18 protein-coding genes are annotated in these 24,595 nt (G+C 37.2%); 8 read left to right on the top strand and 10 right to left on the bottom strand.

What is annotated here, in order from left to right; all coding sequences use genetic code 11:
• Positions 1-16 precede the first annotated feature (16 nt).
• On the bottom strand, positions 17-1,471 hold the full coding sequence (locus tag E4O04_RS01950; RefSeq protein ID WP_253709456.1) for a C69 family dipeptidase: 1,455 nt from the start codon (positions 1,469-1,471) through the stop codon (positions 17-19).
• Between the two features lie 59 nt (positions 1,472-1,530).
• Entirely contained in the window at positions 1,531-2,964 is a 1,434-nt protein-coding gene (gene murD, locus E4O04_RS01945; RefSeq protein ID WP_253709454.1) for a UDP-N-acetylmuramoyl-L-alanine--D-glutamate ligase, read from the bottom strand.
• A 277-nt stretch (positions 2,965-3,241) separates the two neighbouring features.
• Here murD and E4O04_RS01940 point away from each other — a divergent pair, with 277 nt between their 5' ends.
• The 5 genes from E4O04_RS01940 to murJ all read left to right on the top strand — a co-directional run bounded on the left by E4O04_RS01940 (position 3,242) and on the right by murJ (position 9,357).
• A complete protein-coding gene (locus tag E4O04_RS01940) occupies positions 3,242-3,970 on the top strand; it encodes a hypothetical protein (protein ID WP_253709452.1) in 729 nt (242 codons plus the stop codon).
• Between the two features lie 136 nt (positions 3,971-4,106).
• On the top strand, positions 4,107-5,663 hold the full coding sequence (locus E4O04_RS01935; protein WP_253709450.1) for an ATP-binding cassette domain-containing protein: 1,557 nt from the start codon (positions 4,107-4,109) through the stop codon (positions 5,661-5,663).
• A 65-nt stretch (positions 5,664-5,728) separates the two neighbouring features.
• Positions 5,729-5,833: a helix-turn-helix domain-containing protein gene (locus E4O04_RS01930; RefSeq protein ID WP_253709448.1), complete on the top strand. Its 105-nt coding sequence runs from the start codon at positions 5,729-5,731 to the stop codon at positions 5,831-5,833.
• A 348-nt stretch (positions 5,834-6,181) separates the two neighbouring features.
• Entirely contained in the window at positions 6,182-7,693 is a 1,512-nt protein-coding gene (locus tag E4O04_RS01925; RefSeq protein ID WP_253709445.1) for a hypothetical protein, read from the top strand.
• A 59-nt stretch (positions 7,694-7,752) separates the two neighbouring features.
• Positions 7,753-9,357 carry a murein biosynthesis integral membrane protein MurJ gene (gene murJ, locus E4O04_RS01920; protein WP_253709442.1) on the top strand — a complete coding sequence of 535 codons (1,605 nt, stop codon included), beginning with the start codon at positions 7,753-7,755 and terminating at the stop codon, positions 9,355-9,357.
• Between the two features lie 24 nt (positions 9,358-9,381).
• Here the strand turns inward: murJ and E4O04_RS01915 are convergent, their stop codons facing one another.
• From E4O04_RS01915 to E4O04_RS01905, 3 genes are all read right to left on the bottom strand, one after another.
• Positions 9,382-10,755: a sodium/glutamate symporter gene (locus E4O04_RS01915; protein WP_253709439.1), complete on the bottom strand. Its 1,374-nt coding sequence runs from the start codon at positions 10,753-10,755 to the stop codon at positions 9,382-9,384.
• 74 nt (positions 10,756-10,829) lie between these two features.
• Positions 10,830-11,003, bottom strand: a complete 174-nt coding sequence (locus E4O04_RS01910) for a hypothetical protein (RefSeq protein WP_253685952.1) — start codon at positions 11,001-11,003, stop codon at positions 10,830-10,832.
• Positions 11,003-13,105, bottom strand: a complete 2,103-nt coding sequence (locus E4O04_RS01905) for a methyl-accepting chemotaxis protein (RefSeq protein ID WP_253709436.1) — start codon at positions 13,103-13,105, stop codon at positions 11,003-11,005. Before E4O04_RS01905 ends, E4O04_RS01910 begins: the two co-directional genes overlap by 1 nt.
• 607 nt (positions 13,106-13,712) lie before the next feature.
• On the opposite strand from E4O04_RS01905, the gene E4O04_RS01900 reads away from it, so the two are divergent.
• The gene (locus E4O04_RS01900; RefSeq protein WP_253709433.1) at positions 13,713-16,250 is read left to right on the top strand and encodes a ribonucleoside-diphosphate reductase subunit alpha; all 2,538 of its coding nucleotides are present in this window, start codon (positions 13,713-13,715) and stop codon (positions 16,248-16,250) included.
• A 53-nt stretch (positions 16,251-16,303) separates the two neighbouring features.
• On the opposite strand, the gene E4O04_RS01895 is transcribed toward E4O04_RS01900, so the two are convergent.
• The 3 genes from E4O04_RS01895 to E4O04_RS01885 all read right to left on the bottom strand — a co-directional run bounded on the left by E4O04_RS01895 (position 16,304) and on the right by E4O04_RS01885 (position 17,940).
• Complete coding sequence (locus tag E4O04_RS01895) at positions 16,304-17,191, bottom strand: fructose bisphosphate aldolase (RefSeq protein ID WP_253709430.1); 888 nt, start codon at positions 17,189-17,191, stop codon at positions 16,304-16,306.
• A gap of 123 nt (positions 17,192-17,314) precedes the next feature.
• Positions 17,315-17,710: a type II toxin-antitoxin system tRNA(fMet)-specific endonuclease VapC gene (locus tag E4O04_RS01890; protein WP_253709427.1), complete on the bottom strand. Its 396-nt coding sequence runs from the start codon at positions 17,708-17,710 to the stop codon at positions 17,315-17,317.
• On the bottom strand, positions 17,710-17,940 hold the full coding sequence (locus E4O04_RS01885; protein WP_253709425.1) for a type II toxin-antitoxin system antitoxin VapB: 231 nt from the start codon (positions 17,938-17,940) through the stop codon (positions 17,710-17,712). The genes E4O04_RS01890 and E4O04_RS01885 overlap by 1 nt, the downstream gene beginning before the upstream one ends.
• Before the next feature lie 208 nt (positions 17,941-18,148).
• Here E4O04_RS01885 and E4O04_RS01880 point away from each other — a divergent pair, with 208 nt between their 5' ends.
• Positions 18,149-19,048 carry a hypothetical protein gene (locus E4O04_RS01880; protein ID WP_253709422.1) on the top strand — a complete coding sequence of 300 codons (900 nt, stop codon included), beginning with the start codon at positions 18,149-18,151 and terminating at the stop codon, positions 19,046-19,048.
• Between the two features lie 82 nt (positions 19,049-19,130).
• A complete protein-coding gene (gene fusA / locus E4O04_RS01875) occupies positions 19,131-21,182 on the top strand; it encodes an elongation factor G (RefSeq protein WP_253709420.1) in 2,052 nt (683 codons plus the stop codon).
• Positions 21,183-21,214: 32 nt separating this feature from the next.
• On the opposite strand, the gene E4O04_RS01870 is transcribed toward fusA, so the two are convergent.
• A complete protein-coding gene (locus E4O04_RS01870; protein ID WP_253709417.1) occupies positions 21,215-22,828 on the bottom strand; it encodes an ATP-binding cassette domain-containing protein in 1,614 nt (537 codons plus the stop codon).
• Positions 22,825-24,510 carry an ATP-binding cassette domain-containing protein gene (locus E4O04_RS01865; RefSeq protein WP_253709414.1) on the bottom strand — a complete coding sequence of 562 codons (1,686 nt, stop codon included), beginning with the start codon at positions 24,508-24,510 and terminating at the stop codon, positions 22,825-22,827. The genes E4O04_RS01870 and E4O04_RS01865 overlap by 4 nt, the downstream gene beginning before the upstream one ends.
• Positions 24,511-24,595: the final 85 nt, after the last annotated feature.

The following is a 24,595-nucleotide window of genomic DNA, read 5'->3' as shown; positions in this document are numbered from 1 at the left end:
AACTATTATTGAGTAGTTATTTAAAAGAAGGCTTAAAAGGCTCTTCTCTTTTGTTTCCTTCATCGGCAGCCATATAGGTAAGAAGTTCCTTGTAAATTTTTTTTGCTTTTTCAAAGATTTCGGAGGCGGTTTCATTGCCGATACGGGTTGCGTATTCGGAAGCAGCTTTCGCTCCACTTTTTTGATATGTCCTTGTAAGTTCCTTATCTTTTTTGTACTGCTCTTTGATAAGTTTATCTTCATATGAGCTCCAGAGCTTTCTTATATTCTTGCCGAATTTTTCTCGATCGAGTGCAGAAAAAACGTTGATAGCCCTCATTGTCCAATAAAAAGAATCGGGATTAAATTCTCCGTCATCTACCTTGTAAGAAGAAATTGTATCATTTATATTTCCATGGAACGGAAGGTACACCGAATGTTCGGCGTTAGCCATTGCAAGCCAAATTATACCGCCCACAGCCTTGGGAAGATTCGGCTTTAGTTGAAGAATGTGACATTCCATTGAAGTAGGATCTCCGATCGGGCGTATGTCATCCTCGACATTGGCATCCAGCTCAGTTCCCTCATAGCGGTATCTTTGTAATTCCATAACATCCTTTATACCGATTTTTTTATCCGGTTTTCTCCAAAGCGAAAAAACATCTTGGCCATGTTCTACTTTTTTTGAAGGCGAAAGTTTATTTTGGCCGCCCCATATTCTATCTCTTTCATAATCGCCTATCTCATCGGCATAGGTAAGGGCAACATGGAATTTTCCCTCATATTCTTCATAAAATCCTTTTTGCTGCGGAAGAGAAATTAAATTCCTAGAAGCAATTACATCCGGGCTGTTTACATCAACATAGCCCAATAAAAAATGGTTGGGTATAACTGCATAAGAATCATCGGGAACCTTGACTGCCGCATACTGATGGCCGGATAAAATTTCCATATACCATATTTCTTTGTCATCTGCAAAGAATAAAATATTTCCTTCAGCTGATCCGTATTTATCTATTATGGAGGCTGTCCGTTCAACAGCTTCACGCGCAGTTTTTGCATAAGGGAGAACAACGGTAGTAATAGAGGCCTCAGATATTCCGCCTGAAACAAGGGGGTCGTACTTTTGGGCTGAAGCTCCGGGATTGGCCGAAACTGTAGCACTCATTGCAAGCCCGTATTCGTTAAAGCCTGCGGCATCATAGATTCCTCCGCCTTGGTCGGCATCGCAGATTGCTGTGTACTTATAACTTATTTTCGGAAGCGCTATTTTAAAACCTGACGGATCTTCAAAAATAAGAGCTTCTTTATTTTCTTTACGGGGATAAACCTTAAAAAGCTTATTTTTTGCTCCTTCCAAATCTTCCGTTCTTGCTATAATGCGGCTTCCGTCTGCAGTAGCATTTTTTCCTGCAACAAAACCTGTACATGCAAAAAGAGGTGAAGTCTTTACCAACATTAATAAAACAATAAAAATAAGAGCTTTTTTCATAAATTCCTCCACAGCTTATTATAGTATGTTTTTTTATCGGTATCAAGCTTTAATTGAAGTTATCGGCAAAATATTTCTTTTACCTTTTCTTTAAATTTATTGCCGCGGTCGAATTCGTTTTTGAACATACCGAAGGAGGCAGCTCCCGGCGACAGGATTACAATGTCGCCCGCTTCTAAATTTTCTTTTAATGAAAGCAAAAGAGAATCCAAACCGTCAAAGGGGCCTTTATATTCAACCGATTTTTCTTTAAGTAAAGGAATTAAAAGATCCGTTCCTGTGCCTGCAAGAAGATAGATGCTTTTAGTCAGCTTTGCTTTTTCGGCAAGCGGAATAAAATTTAAATTTTTATTTGTTCCGCCGCAAATTAAGATCGGCGGTTTATCAAAAGCTTCTATGGCAGCGGCAGAAGCTTCAGGAATTGTTGCCGCCGTATCGTTATAAAATTTTATTCCGTTTTTTTCATAAAAGAATTCCAAGCGATGCTCAATTCCCGAATACTCGTCCATAAATTTACGGATAATCTCAGCTTGATCTTTGTTTTTCTTTTCTTTTAAATTTTCTGCCTGATGAAATTTTTGGTAAAGCAAAAGAGCGAGACCTGCATTCAAGACATTTTGTTTAAGTTTAAGCCCGGGAACTTTTGCATCTTTTGAAAGTAATAGCCTTTCTTCATCATTTAAATTGCAGACGCCTTCTTGCCGGTTATTAAAAAAAACGCCTCGGCATTCTTCAGGCAAATTTTTCTCGCTGTACCAAAAAACATTTGCTCTTGTTTCTTCTGCAAAAATTTTACCCCACCCGTCATCAAAGTTGCAGATTAGATAATCCGCTTCATCCATATTTTCATAGATGATTTTTTTGTCGGCAACATATTTTTCCATTGTGCCGTACCAATTTAAGTGATCGGGCATTATGGGCGTAATAATCGCAGCCTTTGGTTTAAGAAGACCCTTGGTTTTTAAATCGGCAAGCTGCCAGCTGGAAAGCTCCAGCACCACGGGAGTATTCTGCGCAGTTTCTTCAAAAAAACTTAAAGGGCTGACCGTAATGTTCCCGCCCAAAAAAGCATTGTACCCTAATTTTTTAAGCCCGTAATAAAGGGCGCTTACCGTGGAGGACTTTCCCTTGCTCCCCGTTACTGCCAAAATCGGAGCCTTTGAAATAGCGAGAAAAACGGAAATATCCGATTCTATTTGTTTTGCAGCTTCCAAAAAAACATTCCCTTCAAGTTTTACACCGGGGTTTTTAATAACAAGATCGGCCTCTTTAAAATCTTCTATTCTGTGTTCTCCGAGCACAAATCTTATATTTGCAAAGGAGGATAATTTTTCGATTGAAGGTCTTAGCTCTTCAGAAGTTTTTAAATCGGTTACGGTAACCTCGGCTCCGTACCGGGCAAAAAATCGGGCAGCCGCAACCCCGCCGCCGTTGAGCCCTAAGCCCATAACGGTTACTTTTTTATTCTTTATATTTTCTAAGCTTATTTGCATGACGGATATTATAACAAAAAATTTTAGGAAGTTCCAGATGATGAAGAATTGCAGTAACAAACAATATGGTATGGAAAATATTAGATAGATCCGATCTTGCTATTTTTTAAAAACCCGTACAAACAAAATCTTTTTATCATGCAGCTCAGCTTACTCTATCGGGTATTATAGCATAGAAAGAGGGGATTGTCGATTGATGGGAATTTGGTAATTATCAGTCATAGGGTAGTATAAATTTTAATAATTTTGTGCTATATTTTATTGGGTGGTTTTGAATATGGCAAAAAAGCATACGCAAGTTGATGATATAATCGAAACAATGCAAAAAAATGGAGGATATGCAACGCTTGCTTATCTCAATCAAAATGTTGATACACGCACTTGGAAAACAAAAACACCGTTTGAAAGTATCCGTTGCTATTTACAAAGACGCGATGAGTTTTTTAAAATTCAACCTGGACTTTGGGCACTAGCTAATTATCGTGAGTCAGTTTTGAAAAAATTTCAAATCAAGGAAAATGAAAAAGACCGGATTGAAACTTTTACGCACTCATATTATCAAGGTTTGATTGTAGATATTGGAAACATGAAAAATCTGAAAACATATGTTCCTGCACAAGATAAAAATAAATTATTTCTTGATAAGAAACTTGGCCAAGTATCAACAATGACTGATATTCCTGAATTTACATATCCAAAAATTACAAACAGAGCTAAAACAATTGATACAATATGGTTCAATGAGCGTGAAATGCCGACTGCATTCTATGAAGTTGAACATTCTACAAACATAATTAATTCTTTGAATAAATTTTTTGAACTGCAAGATTTCAGAGCAAGATTTTGCATTGTTGCGGACAAGAAACGCAAGAATGAATTTGATGACAAAATTAGCCGGTCAATTTACAGACCAATAAAACCTCTTGTAAATTTCGTCGACTACGAAACACTTGCAAGTCAACATTCAAAAATGGCGGAACTATTTAAAAATCCAATGATACTATAAGAAAATCGTTTAATAGAACATGAAATAGGCTACTACAACCTTAGTTTTTTATGCCCTCAAACACTAGACTATATGAAACAATCGTTTCCGTAAAATTCACGAAAATCATATTGACAGTCTACAAAAATCATTTATTATGAATAAAGCTTATAAGCGTTTTTTTATGACTATGGCTGCTCTAGCCCTTGTGTCGGCCATGACATCCTTGGCAGCACCTTTTCTGCTAAGTTTTTGGGCAAGAACCGATGTTGAGATGAATTTAAAAAGAGTTTTTCTTATCATATCGGTATTGGTGCTGATGCTTTTGCTTAAAATAGCTATAATTTTTTTACGTGAAAATTTTGCAAAACATTTTAATATAAAAAATGCCAAAAATATTATCGAAAAAATTTTAAAGCTAAAATACGATGCAATTATCTCTCAGGGAAATATGAATTTAATCGAGCGGATGGCACAGGCTGTAAACAATATGTACATATATATGACAGGAGATGCCGTTCAAATATGGTCAAGTATAATCACAACTATAATTATTTTAATCGCAATATTTTTTGATAATTATATTATCGGTTTAATACTGCTTGCCTTAATTCCAATAAATTATTTAGGTTATAAAGCCTTGAATGCCGAATTAAAAAAGCGTTCTCAAGTTATGCAAACCTGTACTGCAACGGGGTTCCAAGAAATACTCTCTGCTGTAAATCAAACGGATTATTTAAAACAATGTCCCGATTATGATATTTTACTAAACCAATTAAAACCTTCATTGAATAAAATTTACGGAAGTATGGCTCAGGTGAACAAATACGCTCAAACTTCTTCATCGTTTATATCATCGCTTAATTCAATGCTGCAAACAGTTTGTATTTTACTTGTCATGTACAATTATTTAAGCGGAGAAAATCAAATTTTACCGATTGTAATTTATACAATTGTACTTCCCCTATTTTTTTCCAATGTCAGCATAATTACAAATATTAATTTAAACAAAAATAATTTAAAAGTCTCACAAGATTTTATTGCATTTTTAGATTCGGAAAAAGAAAAAAATTCTGGTGAAAAAATCAAATCGATTGAAACAATCGAATTTGATATAAATGAAATACGAATAGGTGAACAAACATTTAAAACTAATATAAACGATAAGTTTATGAAAGGTGATATTGTTTGGGTGCAGGGAAAAAGCGGTTCGGGAAAATCAAGTTTAATGAAACAGCTTGTAAAATTTAGAGAATCGGCAGGGATTTCAATAAATGACAAATCAATTTCTTCTATTAGCAATAGCTGCCTCCGTTCTCTTATTGATTATATCCCGCAAAATAATTCAATTATCAATGGAACAATTCGTGATAATTTATTTTTAAACAAAAAACATTCAATTGAAAAAGAAGAAAAACTAAAGGAAAGCGTACTCCTTTCCACAATTTTACAAAATAAAAACTTTGATACAATGATAATGGATATGGGAGCCAATCTTTCAGGAGGAGAAAAACAAAAACTTGCCATAGCCCGAAGTTTATATTCGGATGCAGAAGTTTTAATCTTTGATGAGGTTACAGCCAATATTGATTCTGAAAGTACTGCCTTAATTTTGAATACAATAAAAAGCACTTGTAAGAATAAAATAGTTTTTATAATTTCTCATGAAGCTTTGCCTGAAAATTATGCCGATAAAATTATAAGGATATCATAAAACTTACAAAGCCCGATTGTAATCAAAGAAATTTTATTGTAAAATTATAAAGAAGGAGAAAAGGTTTGGAAAAATTATATACAATGAATCAGATTGCCGAAATGCTTGAACTCAGTGTAAGAACAATTCAAAATTACTTAAAAGAAGGCAAACTTACAGGAAAAAAATAGGCTCCCAATGGCGGTTTACCGAAAAAGACCTTGAACAGCTTTTTTCGGATAAGAGTTTTCTCGATAAAAAAAATACTGATGAAAAACGGAGATTAGAAGAATTTTTAAAAAAAGATTCCATTGAAAAGCCTGAAATTTTTTCAATCTTATGCTATCCGTATAGCAAAGATTTTAAACTAAAAGAATTAATGAAAAAAATAAATGAAAATATTGAGAAAGCAAGTAAATGCCGATTTTATTTTGTGTCAACAGAAAACACTTTTAAATTTTTTTTGGAAGGGGATATTGAATCGGTAATTAACTTACAAAAAATAATAGATGGAAATTCTACCTAAAAAGGAGCTTTTTATGAAACCGGAATCGATTATCGTTTTATGTCTTTACTCACTTTTAATTATTGCTTTAATTGCAGCCTGTGTGAGTGTTCCTAAAATTGAAGAAGACAATAGTCAAGATAAAATCTTTTTAGATTTTGCAAAGTATGAAGATCTTTATAGATCGGGTGTAATTTATTATCCTTGGGTTTTTGATAATATAGACTCTCCCAACCGTTTTTCTAACGAAAAAATAAAACTAAATCCAAGCGAAATAAAAAAACGAATTTTAAAAAATATTTTTTTTGAAGAAGATTATGACGGCAATTTAAAAATAAACTATAATGCTCAAATTCCGCTTCCTCATTATATAAGCTTCAATAAGATTAAGGAAAACATATATAAGGCTGAAGCCCAAGTTGCCGTTCCGCAATCCGTAGGCGATTTTGAATTTACGGCAAATGAAATCGGCATAACAAAGAGCTTCGACAATCTTCATATCAAACTTCTCGAAATAAAAGACAATGAAGCGGTTTTCTTTATACGGGATATGGGAATAAAATACGATTACTCTTACACAAAAGACGATTATATCGATGATGAAAATGAAGAAGATGAAAATTCCAATGAAACCGAAACTAAGGCTGATGAAGAATTTTCTTATGATAAGATACTCGAATACGAAAGAAAATACGATATTTCCCGCCGAGGTTACAGCCTTTCTTATCGGGTCAATGAAAAACCCAACGAATTATTTTATAAAACAAACAAGATACATGCTGTTGTACATGGAACGGGCGGTGAAGATTTAAACTTTGAAAGTTTTTCGGCCGACTTCCGGCATTACCTCTGGTATCGAAACATGGACATGCCCTATCCATGGCTTGCGGAATATTTCTATGATATAAAAGAACGCTATATCGAAACCGAAAATCACGAAAAAACCGAGTATCATCCTTTTTTTATTGCAAAACTTAGAGCCGCAGGAAAAATAAAATCCGTCAGTTTATCGGTTTTATCCGACAAGATAAAAAAACATAAAATTGATTTAGACTTTTTGAATGTGGAAGAAAATAAAAGAGATGGGCAAAGCGGAAATACAGAGAGACAGAAAGAACCGGCTTATCAAAATTATACGGCCGAAGAGTTAGAGCAAAAAATAAAAATTGAACCTTACAGCTTACACATTGCAAATAAGCAAATTACTCTTTCAGCCTTTTTTCCTCTTACGGCAAACACCCAAGATTTTTCTGATGCATCGATAAGTTTAAATGATATAAGGCTGATAGACAGCGATGGAAACTTATATGAAATAGGAGATGCTGAAAGATCTGACATTGAAGGTATTCTTTTAATAAACAATCCATACATCCGGCATACCGCTTCGTATTCTATACCTATAGTTGAACCTCCTTTTAAGGTACTGTGCAATGTAGAATTCTCTTATCCGATATATAAAAAAAATGAAGACGGAAATTTTATTATTACGGAATATGCCGACGGAGAATATCCGGCCGGAATCGAAATAAATTTACCGGAGTTTTAACGAGTAAATCTGTAAGCCCTTGCATTATAAACCCTAAGCCTGTATAATCTTTGATTGTTATGGACAAGGTTGAAAATAAAAACAAATCTCTCGTAAAAAGCGGATCAAAACTTTCTCTTTTGGTTTTTGGGTCAAGAATTTTAGGGCTTATCCGCCAGATGACTATGTCTCATTTTTTGGGAACGGGGCCCTTGGCGGATGCCTTTGCTACAGCCTTTATGCTGCCCAATCTATTTAGGAGGCTATTTGCCGAAAACAGTATAACCGTTGCTTTTATTCCGACCTTTAATGCCTACCTGCAAAAGCACAAGGATGCGGAAGAATCCGAAAGTACAAAGACAGAAATAAACGAGTTTTTAAGTTCTATTTTTACTCTTGTAAGTTTTGCAACTGCCGTTGTTGTAACACTGGGCATTGTGCTTTCTCCCCTGATAGTAAAAATCTTTTTTGAAGACATTGCAGATTATGATTCTACCGTTTTTTTAACGCGGATAATGTTTCCGTATTTATTTTTAATTTCCGTTGCAGCTTTTTTTCAAGGCATTTTAAACGGAGTAAAGATTTTTACTCCCTCAGGTTTTACGCCTATTTTGTTCAACATAATCGTCATAAGTTCAACATATCTTTTTGCAAAACCCTTCGGAGATCCTGCTGTTGCAATGTCATACGGTGTTGTTGCAGGCGGTCTTGTTCAGGCTGTTTTTCAGCTTCCCTTTGTTCTAAAGACAGGCTTTAGTTTTAAATTCACAAGTCTTGCAAAAACCCTTTCAAATCCGGGAACAAAAAAAGTACTGGCCCTTATCGGCCCTACCATAATCGGCATGGCAGCCTATCAGATAAACGACTTAGTTTCCACCTCGCTTGCAACCTCAGCAGGACTCGGAATAGCTTCGAGCTTACAATACTCTTTGCGCTTGCAAGAGCTCTTACTCGGAATTTTTGCAGTTTCTATAGGCACGGTAATTCTCCCTGAAATGTCGGCCATAGCCTTGCGCAAAGATTGGGATGCCTTTCAAACCATATTATTGCAGGCAATAAAAGTGATAGCCTTAATCACAATACCGGCAACCTTTTTCTCCCTTTTATCGGGAGAAAATTTAATTATCCTCATTTATAAGAGCAATAAATTCGACGATACTTCGGTAAAATTAACATTGGGAATTTTTAACTTTCACATAATCGGACTTTTTGCAATCGCCGCAAACAGAATCATCGCACCGGCCTTTTATGCCCAAAGCGATTCAAAGTCGCCTACAATCGCAGGAATAATCTGCTTTGCCGTAAATATTCTGCTTGCCCTTATCTTGGTAGGCCCCATGGGCGGAAACGGAGTAGCCCTCGCCCTGACAATAGCTTCATTTATAAACACGGTCATCCTTTTATTCTTCTTAAAAAATAACAATGCCCTGGATGTAAAAAGACTCATCTTTCCGGCTCTTTTATTTATAACAAAAATATTTGCTTTTTCGATTATTGCTTCAATTCCGCTTTATTTTTTGAAAGATAAGATTTATTCTCCGTTTGCTTCATTCGGAAAAATTATCGGTCAGGGAGTTCCGCTTTTTATTTCTTTTATTATTTTTGCGGGGCTTGGGGCCGGTCTTTTGCTTATAACAAAAGACCGAACCGCCGGCATAATTTTAAAACGCTTTAAGAAATCTTAAGATTTTATAAAAGCAGCTTTAAACCTATCCGGCCAAGCCTATGGTAATACCAATTATCATTATATTGAAAAAATCAATAAATAAGGAGCCGACTATAGGAACGACAAAGAAGGCTATCTTTGAATAGCCGTATTTTTCGCATATAGAGCCCATATTAGCCATGGCGTTAGGGGTTGCGGCAAAACCGAACCCGATGTGTCCCGCCGTAATTACCGCTGCATCGTAATCTCCGCCCATAACCTTAAAGGTAACAAAGCGTGTGTAAAAATACAAAAGAACGATTTGAGCGCTTAAAATAATCATCAGAGGAACAGCCAAACTTACAAGCTGCCAAAGTTTTAACGAAACAAGGGCGAGAGCCAAAAACATATTCAAAGAAATATTTCCGAGTGCATCAATTTCATCCATATTAATCTTGAATTTTTTTGAAGTATCTGCAATGTTCCTGATAACGGCAGCACAAATCATCGCCCCGATATAAATGGGGAATTTAAATTTGGGCGACAAAGAATTGAGATAATTGGTAACAAAAAGACCAAAACCTGAGGCCAGCACTAAAAGCATAAATGACATTAACAGCTTTTCACTGCTAAGATGCTTTTCGGAGCTGGTTGTCGAGTTATCGACTTCACCTTTTGCGGAGGCTTTGTGGATAACTTCTTCTTGAACGGTTACGACTTCTTTAGCTTCTTCCCTGCCTTTTGTAGGGTTAAAGAAAAGCCTTTTTATAAAGCTCGGATGAACGGCTTCTATTTTTTTAACAACCTTTGTTGTTTTTATAATATTACCCGATTCATCGATCCTTACGCTTTCATTGGCATTTGAAGGCTGTAAGCCGTATTTTTTTATCAGGCGGTCTCCGACCGGGCCGCCTAAGATGGAGCTTATCAAAGAGCCGAAGGTGGGAACGGCTACTGCGAGGGATAAGGCTCCCAAGGTGCTTTCGGGATCAACAATCGGTGCAAAGGAGGCCGCTGTACCGAAACCGCCCGTAAAGGATGTTGAACCCAGCATGACGGCGAGCATCGGAGAAAAGTTTATCAGCCTTGCAACTCCTTGAGCTACAACATTTTGCAAAATTGCAAAAACTACAGCCACAGCCAAAAAGACAAAAACTTTTTTCCCGCCGTCTCTTAAAATCGAAAACCCTGCATTGTAGCCCACAGAGGTAAAAAACATTACCATCCAATAGGTTTGCAGGGTTGTGTCAAATTCGAAGTCGAGTACCTTTGCTGCGTGAAGTGCTAACGAAATCAGCGCAAACAAAAAGCCGCCCACTATCGGGGCAGGTATACAATACTTTTGAAAAAACTCGAACTTCGCCTTAATGAATCGTCCGACCAGCAACCAAGCGATTGCAAAGCCGAGCGACTGGTACATATTCATACGAATTACCATAACTCCTCTCCTTTTGCGTGCGTCTAACGCAATTCGGGATGCAAGTGTGAGTATAGGCCTTTTATGTGAATATGTCAATCTGTTGATATAAGTTCCTTTTCATTTTTGTCTTCTTTTTTGGGCAGCGGAACGGAAGATCGAGTTTCTTCTATAGAAACTTGAATTGCCTTGACAGTTAGGTCAATATGGTGAGTTAGTATCTTTGTTTTATACCTTCCTGTCAGGCTTTTTATAAATGTCTTTTTCATCACACCTTAAACTTTCCTACTTCTGCCGAAAGGTTTTCAATACTGAGTTTATTCTTTTGGCTTATATTGTTTACATCTTGTACAGCGTTGGTGATTTGTACGGCACCAGAAGCCATTTCGTTCATACTGTCAGTTATAATTCGTGTAAGTTCATCCAGCTTTCTCATTTCACCGGCTACAGTTTCTCCTCCCTTGAGCATCTCGGCAGAGCCGTCATTTACTTGAGTAGTAACCATATTGATGTCGCGAATAGCGGTAAGAACCTCCTTACTTCCGTTTTCTTGCTCCCGCATAGCGTTCATCAAATTTTGACTCATAGTTTTAACCTGATCCGATAAATTGAAAATAATGTTAAATTTTTCTTCTGCAGTTTTTGCAGAAGCAGAAAGAGTTTCAATTTCTCCTGAGAGGACTTTAAGAGTTGAGGTGATGGTTTTTCCTTGAGTGCTTGATTCTTCCGCCAGCTTACGAATTTCATCTGCAACGACTGCAAAGCCTTTTCCGGCTTCACCTGCATGAGCCGCTTCAATAGCAGCATTCATTGCAAGCAAGTTTGTTTGGCTTGCGATATGCTGAATTACATTAGAAGCTTCCAAAAGACTGCCTGATTCTTCAGCAACTTTTTGAGTTACTTCATTTGAGGTAACAATAGTATTCTTTCCGTCAGCTGTAGCACTTGCGAGAGTTTTAATCACATCATTTGTTTTATCGAGGGTTTGAGTTATGGAAGCAATATTCCCGACCATTTGTTCAACTGCAGAAGAAGATTCTGCAACACTGGCTGCTTGGGTATCTATACTGGAATTAAGCTGCTTTATTGTTCGGATAATTTCTTCAACAGTAGCCGCTGTTTCCGTAACGCTTGCAGCTTGACTTATTGCTTGTTGTTTTACACCCTCAATGTTGGCACTTATTTGCTGTATGGCACCGGCAGTCTCGATCATATTATTTGCAAGTTCAGTACCGATATTGGTCATCTCAATACTGTTATCGCCTACAGTTTTTATGGAAGAGCCGATTTTAGAAATAGTTTGATTAAAATATTCAGATAAATCCGTAATTTCATCATTTCCAACGAGCGGAAGACGAACCGTCAAATCCCCCTCTCCTTGAGCTATGTCTTTGAGGGCATTCACTACGACATTTATAGGTTTGACCATCCTGCGGGCAACAAAAAAAGTTATGGATAAAGCAATTACCAAAATTATTATACCCATAACCATCATTCGGCTTCTTAAGTCATCTACCGTGTCCATAAATTCTTCTACAGGAGCATTTATTATAATAGTCCAGTCGGTAGTTTTCATCGTAGCATAAGAAGCAATCTTTTTAATTCCATCGTATTCATAAAATCCGATTGACGGCTCATCAATATCTACCGCCATTTTTTCAAATGCAGCAAGAGAGTTAAATCTTTTATCGGTTTTTGCTATCTCTTGATAGTTTTCTTGCTTTTGAACAATTTCGGAATTTTTATGTGCAATGATAGTTCCCTCTAAACCCAATACATAACAGTACCCGGTATCTCCTACAACGATATCATCAATATCGTCAGAAAGTTTTTGTGCAGGAATAGCTGTTGCTAAAACACCTATAATATTACGGGTATGATCATATAACGGAACGGAAATAGTCATAATCAATTTGTTATCAACAACAGAAATAAACGGTTCCGTTAAAAAATTTTTTCCATCAATACTCATTTTAAACCAATCGGCACTATGTATATTTATAACTCTGTTGTCTTCCGTATACATATTTCCGTTTATATCTGCGATAGCCGCATCATATAAAAAATCTATAAATTTTATTTCTTTGTTAAGTTGTTTTGACTTTTCAACATATGAAACAGCTTCATCAGAAAATATGGGCATTCGTGCAAGACCTTCTAAAAATTGGAACACAGCCGTTATCCTGCCGTCAATAATAGATGCAGTGTCAGAAGCCTTATCTTTTAAGTGTGCTTCAACTTTTTCTGTCACGGCTTTGCGAGCAACGCGTACTCCTAAAACAGCAAGTGCCAATCCCGATATAAAAATTAAAGCACCAAAAATAATCATTAATTTTTTACGCATTGAAAAGCGTTTTTTTTCTTTTTTCATTTGATTCTCCTTATTTGATTTACGTTGTAAAATTCACGATATAAATATTTCATAGTTATTGTTCTGTGGGCGGACCTGTATCTGAGGAGAAAATGCAATATTTGACTAGGCAGTTTATAAAATTCCTTCTCTCCGTCAATTAAATTGTAAAAAGCTAAGTATAAATTATCTATTGCTGTCTGTAAATTTTTCGGGGGGGGGGGGGGGGGGGGGGGGGTAGTGTACAATATTTTTTACTATTTTGTCTAGTAGTTTTTGAGAAAAAATTTATTTTTTTTAATAAATTACTATTACTTAATGTCATTTTCAATATTATAGAACAAAATTTTTTTGCTGTCAACAATTTTTATAATTTTCTTTTCGTAGAACCTCAAAACTTTGAACGCCTATGGGCATCTTTCGTATTGTATTCATAGTCTCATTATAACATAAAAATAAGAAGCGGGCAATCTTATAGTTAATAAGTAACTCTTCCATCCTTGACATACGCTATATGTTGTGTTATAATCGCCGAAAATCAATAAAACATACAACATATAGCGTAGTTTAAGCATAGCTCGAGCAGTTCTTGAATCTATACCTAACTATGCTTGCAAGGAACAATAAAATGCAAATCATAAAAAGAAACGGCGAAACTAAAAATTACGAGCCTGAAAAAATTGAAGGAGCGATTAGAGCTGCCTTTAAGAGTGTGGAAGATTCTCCGCATACCGATTTAGATACAATCATCCCGCCTCTGGTAAAGGAAATAGAGGAATACATCTTGGAGCTTACCAAAAGCGGAAGCCTTGTTCACGTCGAAACGATTCAGGACTTGGTCGAAAAGACTTTAATAGAACACAACTATTATGCGGAAGTAAAAAACTTCATCCTTTACAGGGTAGGCCGCACAAAGAGGCGGGATTCGCGGCAAACGATAAGCCGCTTTTTTTCTACGATAGAAATTCAGAGCGTCCTTACCGAGATTCAAAACGACTTTACCTCGGACGAGTACAGCCTTAACCTGCTCTCTCATAAATTCCTTTCTTTTAGAAAAGAAAATATGAGCGAGGCGGAATCCCTTGCCATGCTCATCAAGGCCTCCGTCGAGCTGACCGCACAGGATGCACCAAACTGGGAATTTATTGCAGCCCGCCTTTTAATGCTTCAATTTAACTTAAAACTAAAAACCGAGCTTGAAAAGCGTCAGATTAATTCTTTTTATGAAAAAATAAAATATCTTGAAAACGAGGGTCTGTACGGGACCTATATTTGCGAGGCCTACACACGTGCCGAATTGGAAGAAGCCGCCTCATTTATAAATGAAGAAAGAAACAAGCTTTTTACCTACAGTGCCCTCGACCTCCTCTTACGCCGCTACGTTATTCACACTCATTCAAATGTCGTCCTTGAGTCGCCTCAGGAAATGTTTTTAGGTATCGCCCTTCACTTAGCTATGAAAGAAAAATCGAACCGGATGGAATGGGTAAGGCGTTTTTACGATATGACCAGTTCCTTAAAGGTTACGATGGCGACTCCAACCCTTTCAAATGCCCGAAAGCCGTATCATCAGCTTTCTTCATGCTTTATAGATACGGTCCCCGATTCTCTTGACGGTATTTACCGCAGCATAGATAACTTTGCCAAGGTTTCAAAATTCGGAGGAGGAATGGGACTTTACTTCGGAAAGGTTAGGGCCGTAGGCTCGCCCATCCGCGGCTTTATGGGAGCGGCGGGCGGAATTATCCGCTGGATAAAACTTGCAAACGATACGGCTGTTGCCGTTGACCAGCTCGGCGTAAGGCAGGGCTCGGTCGCCGTCTACCTCGATGTATGGCACAAGGACATTCCGGAATTTTTACAGCTCCGCACAAATAACGGCGACGACAGAATGAAGGCCCACGATGTTTTCCCCGCAGTCTGCTATCCCGACCTTTTTTGGAAAACCGTACGCGACGATATAAATGCTTCTTGGTATCTCATGTGCCCCCACGAAATTTTAAAAGTGAAGGGTTATGCCCTCGAAGATTTTTACGGAGAAGAATGGGAAAAAAGATACAGGGACTGCGTTGCCGATTCCCGTATCAGCAAAAGAGAAATCCCGATAAAAGAATTGGTACGCTTAATTTTAAAGTCGGCCGTAGAAACGGGAACCCCCTTTGCCTTTAACCGCGATCACGCAAATAAAACAAATCCCAACCCTCACAAGGGAATGATTTATTGCTCAAACCTATGCACGGAAATTTCCCAAAACATGAGCGAGATAAAACATAAGAGCATCGAAATAAAAACGGAAGACGGGGACACAGTCGTTGCAACAACTACCATCCCCGGAGACTTTGTTGTATGTAACCTCGCCTCCCTCGTTCTGGGAAACATTGACGTAAACGATGAAAAAGAAATCGACACAATAGTTTCTTCGGCAGTGCGAGCCCTGGACAATGTTATAGATTTAAATTTCTATCCTATTCCGTATGCACAAATTACCAACAGCAGGTACAGGTCAATCGGCTTGGGCGCTTCAGGCTATCATCATGCCCTTGCAAAAAACGGCATCGCATGGGAAAGCGAAGAACACCTTGAATTTGCCGACAAGGTGTTTGAAAAAATCAACTATTCAGCCGTCAAGGCATCCTCTCAAATTGCAAAAGAAAAAGGCTCCTATTCCTACTTTGAAGGAAGCGACTGGCAAACCGGTGCCTATTTTGAAAAGAGGAATTACATGGATGAAAAATGGAAGGCTCTTGCAGAGGAAGTAAAATCAAACGGAATGAGGAATGCTTATCTTTTGGCTGTCGCCCCTACAAGCTCGACTTCGATCATAGCAGGCACAACTGCCGGCGTAGACCCCATTATGAACAAGTATTTTTTAGAGGAAAAAAAAGGTTCCCTAATGCCGAGGGTTGCGCCCTCTCTTTCACAAGAAACCTATTGGCTTTATAAAAATGCCCACAATATTGATCAGAACTGGAGCATAAGGGCAGCAGGCCTGCGCCAGCGCCACATCGATCAAGCCCAGTCGGTAAACCTCTACATAACAAACGAATTTACTTTCAGTAAGGTTCTTTCATTGTACATAAAGGCATGGGAAGAAGGCGTTAAATCAATCTATTATGTACGCAGCCGCTCCCTCGAAGTCGAAGAATGTGAAAGCTGCAGTTCGTAAGAAACAGTTTACAAAAAAAAGAGCAAGGCTGATAAACCTTGCTCTTTTTTAAACTATGTTATTGAAGCTTCATAAACGCCCTTGATGGTTTTTTCCAAGGTTGCGTTAAACTCATCATCGCTTTGACTTGCAGAAAGGCCTTCGGCGAGAGCTCGGGAGAAACTTGCAATCATACCTCGGTTTTTAGCCAGAAGCTTGTTTGCATCGTCTCTGGAATAACCTCCTGAAAGGGCTACCATTCTAACTACCTGAGGATGCTTTGTGAATTCCTCGTAAAGGTTTTCTTTTGTCGGAATTGAAAGCTTGAACATTACAAGCAAGTCTTTCGGCAAGGTCTTAAGATGCTCTTCCAATTCTTTTTTGAGGATTTCTTCACACTTGGCCTTGTCGGGTGATTTAATATCTACTTCCGGCTCTATAATCGGAACAAGGCCGGCTTTTGCAATTTGAATACCCAATTCAAACTGCTGATCTACAACAGCCTTGATACCTTGGGGATTTGCTTCCTTTATAACCGAGCGCATCTTTGTTCCAAAAATGTGCTTTTCTACAGCGTGCTTTAGCATAGCATCCAAATTGGGTATCGGCTTCATAAGCTGAACGCCGTCTTTTAATTCTGCAAGCCCCTTATCGACCTTTAAAAAGGGGAGAATCTTCTTTTTTTCCCATAAGAAGTCGGCGGTGGGCATTCCCTCAATTTCGCGCTCCATTGTTTGCTCAAATAAAATTGCACCTAAAATATTATTGGAATTAAAAGCCTTACCTGTGATTATTCTTGTGCGCATAGCATGAACAAGATCAAACATCTCATCTTCATTGGAATAAGCTGTTTCGGGAACTCCGTAAGCAGCCAAAGCTTTAGGAGTACTTCCGCCGCTTTGATCCAATGCCGCAATAAAACCCTTATCGTTTTTCATTCTTTCAAGTTTTATTTTATCCATAATTCACCTCTTCAAAAAATATTTACCGCAAGTAACCTTGCATACTCTTCTATTATAACATATAAACTTTGTTTCGCTCAAGGGCTTATTTCAAATTCGAATAAAAAGAAGGTTGAGTAAGCCTTACTTCCAATCTTCTAGGTTCAAGTTTTTTATTCGGCAAAATTCTTTTGTATTGTTGGTAACAAGGATTAAATTTTTCGCTATAGCTTGTGCTGCAATTAACATATCATAGGCGCAAATAATTTTACCTTCAGTTTTTAAGGATGTTCTTATTTTTCCGAATTCTTGAGCATCTCTATCATCAAAATTTAAAATAGAAAATGGTGTCAAAAATTTTATTAATGATATTTTGTTTTTTTCTATATACTTACTATTATATACACCGAACTGCAATTCTGCTACGGTAATACTTGAGATGTAAATCCCTAAGTGTTTATTCTCTTTAATCTTTTGAAGAACATTAGGACTTTTTTTATTTTTAAGAAATATACAAATATTCGTATCCAATAAATACATTATAAATCTTTCCTGTCCTGCAAATCAGGCTGACATCTTCCTTCTTCCATAAAATCATCGGTAAACCCGTTTAAACCTTCTAAGAATGTTTCCCAGTCCTTGTTTTTTGGGAATAGAATAACAGATTCTCCGGCTCTCCGGATAAAAACCTCAGTTCCCGAAAAATTATATTCTTTAGGCAGCCTGACTGCCTGACTCCTGCCGTTTCGGAATAATTTTGCCGTTTCCATATCTCACCCCCATAGAATAAGTATATACCATAGCATATACTATGTCAAGTTTTATATTTACCGCCACGGAAATCAATTTTGTAATATTTTTTAATAAAAGATATATCCATGAGAGCTTTAAACATAATGTGAGATAAAGAATCTTTAGCTTGCTCTTTATTTTATTTTTTGATAAAATAAAGTCCGATAAAATATTTGGAGATATTAAATGACAGACAATATGGAGAAACTACTTAATCGCTTATTTTTTAAAGATATAAACGGTATATGGACAGGAAGTATAGGTAATAATAAATTTCTTATTAGACAAGATAAATTAACCGATCAAGAGCTTGCTCTTAAAACCTCTTGTGCCGTAAGCGGATCAAAGGGAGAGTTATTCACTTTTTTAGATGAGCAAAAAAAGATGGGAAGGGTAAAAACCTTTAGTATGGATGAAGATTTATTATCCTTAACTTATTCCTATGGTGATGCTGATTTTGAACTTGAATCTTTTTTAAAAGATCTTTCAGCTCTTCTAACAGAATTAGAATCAAAAGATGTTTGCTTTTCATGTACTAAAACAAGAGAAACAAATACTTATAAAATTAAGGGTGTTCCAACCTTTTTATGTTCTGAGTGTGCAGAAAATTTTAAAATGAAGATGGAAAAAGTAAACAATGAACCCAATAATTATTTAACCGGAACCTTATGCTGCATCATAGGTGCTCTACTCGGCTCTGCAGCTTGGATCTTAATAGGTTATTTCGGTTTTTATGCGTCCATTGCAGGCTATTTTATAGCCTACTCTGCATTTTATGGTTATAATTTTGGAAAAGGAAAGGCAACCAAGGTAGGAGCTATAATAAATATCTTTGCTATAATTTTTGCCCTGCTTTTTGCTGAATATATAGGTTTATTTTTAGCCGTCAAAAAAGAAGCCGGTTTAGACTTTTTATCTTTTATAAAATTCTCTCCGGTCTTTTTTTTCGATCCGGAATTTATTAAATCTATTCTTCCTAGTCTAGGTCTTGGCTTTTTGTTTGCCGGATTAGGTTCTTATAGAATCATCAAGGATATGTTTATAAAGGCAAATGAGCTTTCAGGCATCTCTATAGAAAGAATCTGACAAATTTAAAAGCTCCCGATTGTTTTTTTTTGATTTTTTTGCTATTATTTTCGCTTAAATAAGATTTTTGGAGAATGTGAAAATGCTTGATAAGATGCGGAACATAGGAATAATGGCTCACATAGATGCGGGAAAAACCACCACCACCGAGCGTATTTTGTTTTATACGGGAAAAATTCATAAGATAGGCGAAATAGATGACGGTCAAGCAACCATGGACTGGATGGCCCAAGAGCAGGACAGGGGAATCACTATCCAAAGTGCCGCCACCACCACTTATTGGAAAAATTTTCAGATAAATATAATCGATACACCCGGGCACGTAGATTTTACGGCCGAGGTAGAACGCTCCTTGCGTGTCTTGGACGGGGCGGTTGCCGTTCTCTGTGCAGTCGGAGGAGTTCAGCCCCAAACCGAAACCGTTTGGCATCAGGCTGACCGCTACAAGGTTCCGCGTATTTGTTTTGTAAACAAGATGGACAGAATCGGTGCCGACTTTTTTGCAGTCTTAAAAGACGTGCACGAAAAATTCGGAGTTGAGGTTGTGCCGGTTCAAATTCCCATTGGAGCAAGCGACAGCTTTGAAGGCGTTATCGATCTTATTTCAATGAAGGAGATTCACTGGGATGCCGCAACCGAGGGCGAAAAATACGAGTATACCTGCATAGCCCAAGACCGCCTTGCCTTGGCGGAAGAATGGCGCGAAAAAATGCTCGATACCATTTCTTCAGCCTCGGACGAAATCACCGAGCTCATCCTTGAAGGGGAAGAAGTACCCGAAGAGCTTATCAAAAAAGAAATCAGAAAGGCCGTTTTAAATCAAAACTATATTCCGTTTTTGTGCGGATCGGCAAGAAGGAATATAGGTGTTCAGCCCCTAATCGATGCAGTTGTAGACTTTTTACCTGCCCCCGATGAGGTTCTTCCGGCAGAGGCTCTCAATCCCAAAAAGGAAGAAAAGGTCTCGGTTCCGTGCAAGGTAGAAGGAGCCCCCTTAGGTCTTGTATTTAAGATTCAATACGACAAGGATGCAGGAAGTCTCTGCTATGTCAGAATGTATTCGGGAAAAATCAAATCGGGCGATCAGGTTTTTAACACAGGAAAAAAGAAAAGAGAACGCGTAAACAGAATCTTGCGTATGCATTCAAATAAGTCGGAACAAACGGATTCCGTTCAGGCCGGAGATATAGCCGTTTTTATCGGGCTCAAACTTTCGCAGACAGGAGATACCCTGGGCTCCGAGGGACAGCCCCTCTTGCTTGAGTCCATGCAATTCCCCGAGCCCGTTATTTCCGTTTCGGTAGAACCTAAAAGCTTATCGGAAAGCGACCGCTTAAAAGAAGTCTTGGAAATTCTTTCAAAGGAAGACCCGACCTTCACAAGCCGCGAAGACAGTGAAACCGGACAGCTTATAATTTCGGGCATGGGAGAACTCCATATAGATGTTCTAACCCGCCGAATGTTGGACGACTTTAAGGTAGAAGCCAGAGTCGGAAACCCGCAGGTTACTTACAGGGAGTCTATTACCGCAGAAAAAACTCAAACCGAAAAATACAGCAAGCAGTTGGGCGGCAAAGACAATGAGGCCGAGCTTACACTCACCGTCCGCCCCCTTGAGCGGGGAACTGGAAACCGCTTTGTTTCAAAGATTAAAACCTTCCAAAAGTCCGGTTCGGGCGGTTCCAATGCTCTTCCCGAAGAGCTTTTAGCAGCCGTTAAGCGTTCTATCGAAGGCTGCTTTAGTTCGGGAATTAAGGTAGGTTATCCTTGTACGGATATTGAGGTAGAACTCGTTTCGGTAAAATACAATGAACTTACGGCAACCCCCTTTGCTTATGAAGCCGCCGCCGCAAAGTGCTTTGACGACGCTTGCAGTGCAGCCGCCCCCGTGCTCTTGGAGCCCGTGATGGCTGTAGACATTATGAGCCCCAAGGAATTTGTAGGAGACGCCATGAGTCAGATTACCCAGAGGGGAGGTCTAATTTCAAGCATGGACTCAAAGGCAAGTACGGACATTGTACACGCCCAAGCCCCTATGGCAAAGATGTTCGGCTTTTCCACCGACCTCCGTTCAGCCACTCAGGGAAGGGCGTCCTTTACCATGAGCTTTAGTCATTTTGAGATTAAGGCCTAAAAATATCTTCGGGTTTGATTTGAGGAAACACATTAAATATTCTTTATTTTTTCTTCTATGTCTTCCTTGGATATTTCTCTTATAGTCCCATCCTGCCGTGAAACGAATAAGATTTTTTGAAAGCGCTTTGCAGTTGCAATATTATTCGTAACGGCAGCGATTGCTTGCTTTTTAGTAAAAATTAAATTAAACATTAGGTCTTCGATTTCCGTATTGACATTGCGGGAAAACTCATCTAAGAGGAGGACGGGACAATCGGCAGTTAGAAGTAATATTCTGGCTAAAGCGATTCGGCTTCTCTCTCCGTCAGATACGGTCAAGTTGTTCATATCCATAACAGTATCCAAGCCCTCCGGTAAGGAGTCTACAAAATTAGTTAATTTAAGTGCATTCAATATTTTGATTATATCGGAATCGGGAACGGCTTTGCCGAAGACAAGATTATCACGTAACGAAATATTAAAGATATGAGGATGGCTCCAAAGACAGGGAATTGTATTAGTTCTTAAAGTTTTTAAGTTATATGTAAGCGAACCTGAAAAGGCATCTTCGTTCATTGTGAGGATGCGTAATAAACTTGTTTTTCCTGAACCGTTTTGCCCGACAACTGCAATTTTGTCCCCTTCGTTGAGATTAAAATCTATATTATTAAATATCGGTTTATCGTTTTTAACAAGCGAAATATTCTTTGCGTTAATCAGGGCACCTTCCTCATGTATGTTTTTCTTATCTTTTTTTTCACACTCTCCAATATAATTAAAATATTTTTTTGCTATAGGAACCGATCTTTTTATTTGTCTTACTGCTAAAAAAATAGTTGACATGTTTTGATTAGCCAACGAAATAATAAAAATTATGTATAAAAGATCTGCCAAATTCATACCGGGCAGGGCAAAAATACAAAAAACGCTTATGACAATTGGAATAAAATAATTTTGTCCTTCAAAAAAAATGTTTTTTACGGCCTCCAGCCTGTGAATTTTATTTTCGATTTTTAAAAGTTCTTCTTCTTTTTGTAAAATGGATTTTTTGCAATTCCATTTAATCGAATTATTTAAGGTTAAAAAAATTGATTGAAAGACCGTTTTAATAATACCTCCGTAGCTTATACTTTCATCATCGAGTAAGCCGTAAGCTCCGTTTATTTGTTTATCCAAATAAGTAATAAAGATATTAGCCGATATAATTATTGCAAATAGAATAAGGGGAAGAAGTAAGGATATAGAAAATAAAAAAATATTAAGAATAATGATATTAAAACAAGCTGCCGCAAATTCAAAACAAAAAGGAATAAGAACATTAATATCCTGAGTATAGGACATTGTATAAAAACCTTCTTCCTCTGCCTTACGGTTGCTGTTTACCAAGCTGTGATAAAAGGCGGTTTTCATCATGGACGGTAAGGCCCTATAGGTAATGTACTTATTTAAAATAAGATCATAAAGACTTTGTACTATAACATATACTATAACGGATATTGACATAGCTAAAAGAGAAGCAAAGGGAAAGCCTGTTAGTACTTTAGTAAGAGTTGTTTTTCCTAAAACAAGAAATATAGAATTTGCGGCATTTAGAGCAAGTAAAAAAATAATAAGTAAACTCAAATCCTTATAAAATTTTTTGTATAAGGTATAAACGGTTTTCATAAGGTCTCTCCTTTTTGCATATCCTCATATACCGAACTATAAAAATCTTTTATCGGCGGATTCGTTAAGGCATATTTTGCTTTTATATCGACGCGGATATTTCCGGCTTGAAAATAAAGAATCCGTTCAAAGTATTGAACATGTTCTTTTTTATGAGAAATCATAATTACAGTACTATCAGTCGACATGAGATATTTTAAAAAGCAGTCTTCGACCGCAACATCCAGAGAGCTGAAAGTTTCATCAAGAAAAAATATTTGAGGTTTTTTAATAAGCTCTCTTAAAAGCGAAACCGTAACTCTTTCCCCGTCAGATAAAGTATCGGGATCAAGAACCGTATCAAGGTCATGTAAAAACGGAATAAATTCCGCAATACCCACAGAACGAATAAGAGACTTTAAGGCATCGTCGCTAATTTTTTCAAGACTATTTAAAAGCAGGTTGTATCTTAATGTACCGGGCAAGACCAATCCTTTTAGATCAAGGAATGAAGTATTTGTTAAAAAACTTTCAAGGGTGAATTCTTTTACTTCCGTACTTCCGTAGTTTACTTCACCTCTTTGATTATATTCCGCACCCATAAGGCAGTTTAAAAACACCGATTTTCCGGACCCTGAATCTCCTATGATTAAAACTTTTTCACTTTTTTTAATACTTACATTGATCTTATTAAGCAGTTTTTGGTTTCGTAAGTTTACGGTTAATGAATTGACATTGATATCATCATAATTAAATAAGGCATTTCCTCTTTTAGCTTCTTCTTTTTGTAAAACTTCTTCAATGGGTTCAATCATTGTCTTTAAATTTTTAATATGTTCAAATATAGAAATCGAGTTTAAGGGGTTCGGCAATAAAATAAAGAGCATGTAGAAGGGCATTACCGCATTTCCTGCACTCTTGTCCTTAAAAATAAATAAGGCAATTAAAAGCGAAAAAAGAGGTAAAACTTTTTGAATAATCCTCTCCAAATTCTTGCGGCTTATAGCTATGCCCTCTTTCTTTTTAAAACAACTGTTGCATAGTTGATCCATTTTTGTAAAAATCCGTTCTTCAAAATACTTATGCGAGTTTACGGAGCGGATATCCAAGCGTCCTAAAACGGAATCTCCGAGCTCCCTATATAAAGAGGGACCCAATTTGATGCGGAGCTTATCTATCTTTTGCACAAGGCGTAAAAAAAGTCTGTTTATTAAAAAGAAGATAAGCAATAAGGCCAAGGACAAGGCGGAAAGCATTGCACTTACATAAAAAAGTTTTATAAAAATCAAAACGCAAATTACAGCATTAAAAAAAAGCGTATATATTTTTAAAACATCATTTATAAAAATTTGAGGATAAGTTTGTAATGAGTCTAAAACTTGAGAATAGTTTACATCATAGTAATAAGTGAAGGGGAGATTTAAATATTTTTCTACCATATCCTTTTTTATCTGTAATTTTTTACGTCCAAAACGGATAATTACAAAGCGTGCAAGGATATTGATAAACAAAAGCCCTGCAATCAAAACAAGAGTTTCTACAAGAGGTCTTGCTTGAATTGTTTTAAGGTTTAATAAATTTTCTTGAAATGCAAATAAGCGGGAAGAATATAAATCTAAAAGAATATATTGAGCCCCGAGTAAAACAAGAAAAACAAAAAACATATAAAAAGAAAAAACTTTTAACTTTGGTTTATTTGACATAAATCCTCCCCTGCTTATTATACCACTATTATCTTCATATTATATATATATATGTTGTCAAGCTATCGTCATAAGTTTACAAGAT

This window comes from Treponema sp. OMZ 799 (assembly GCF_024181365.1).
Taxonomy (GTDB): Bacteria; Spirochaetota; Spirochaetia; order Treponematales; family Treponemataceae; genus Treponema_B.
Note: the sequence above shows the minus strand (reverse complement) of the source record. Positions and strands in the feature narration are given on the sequence as shown.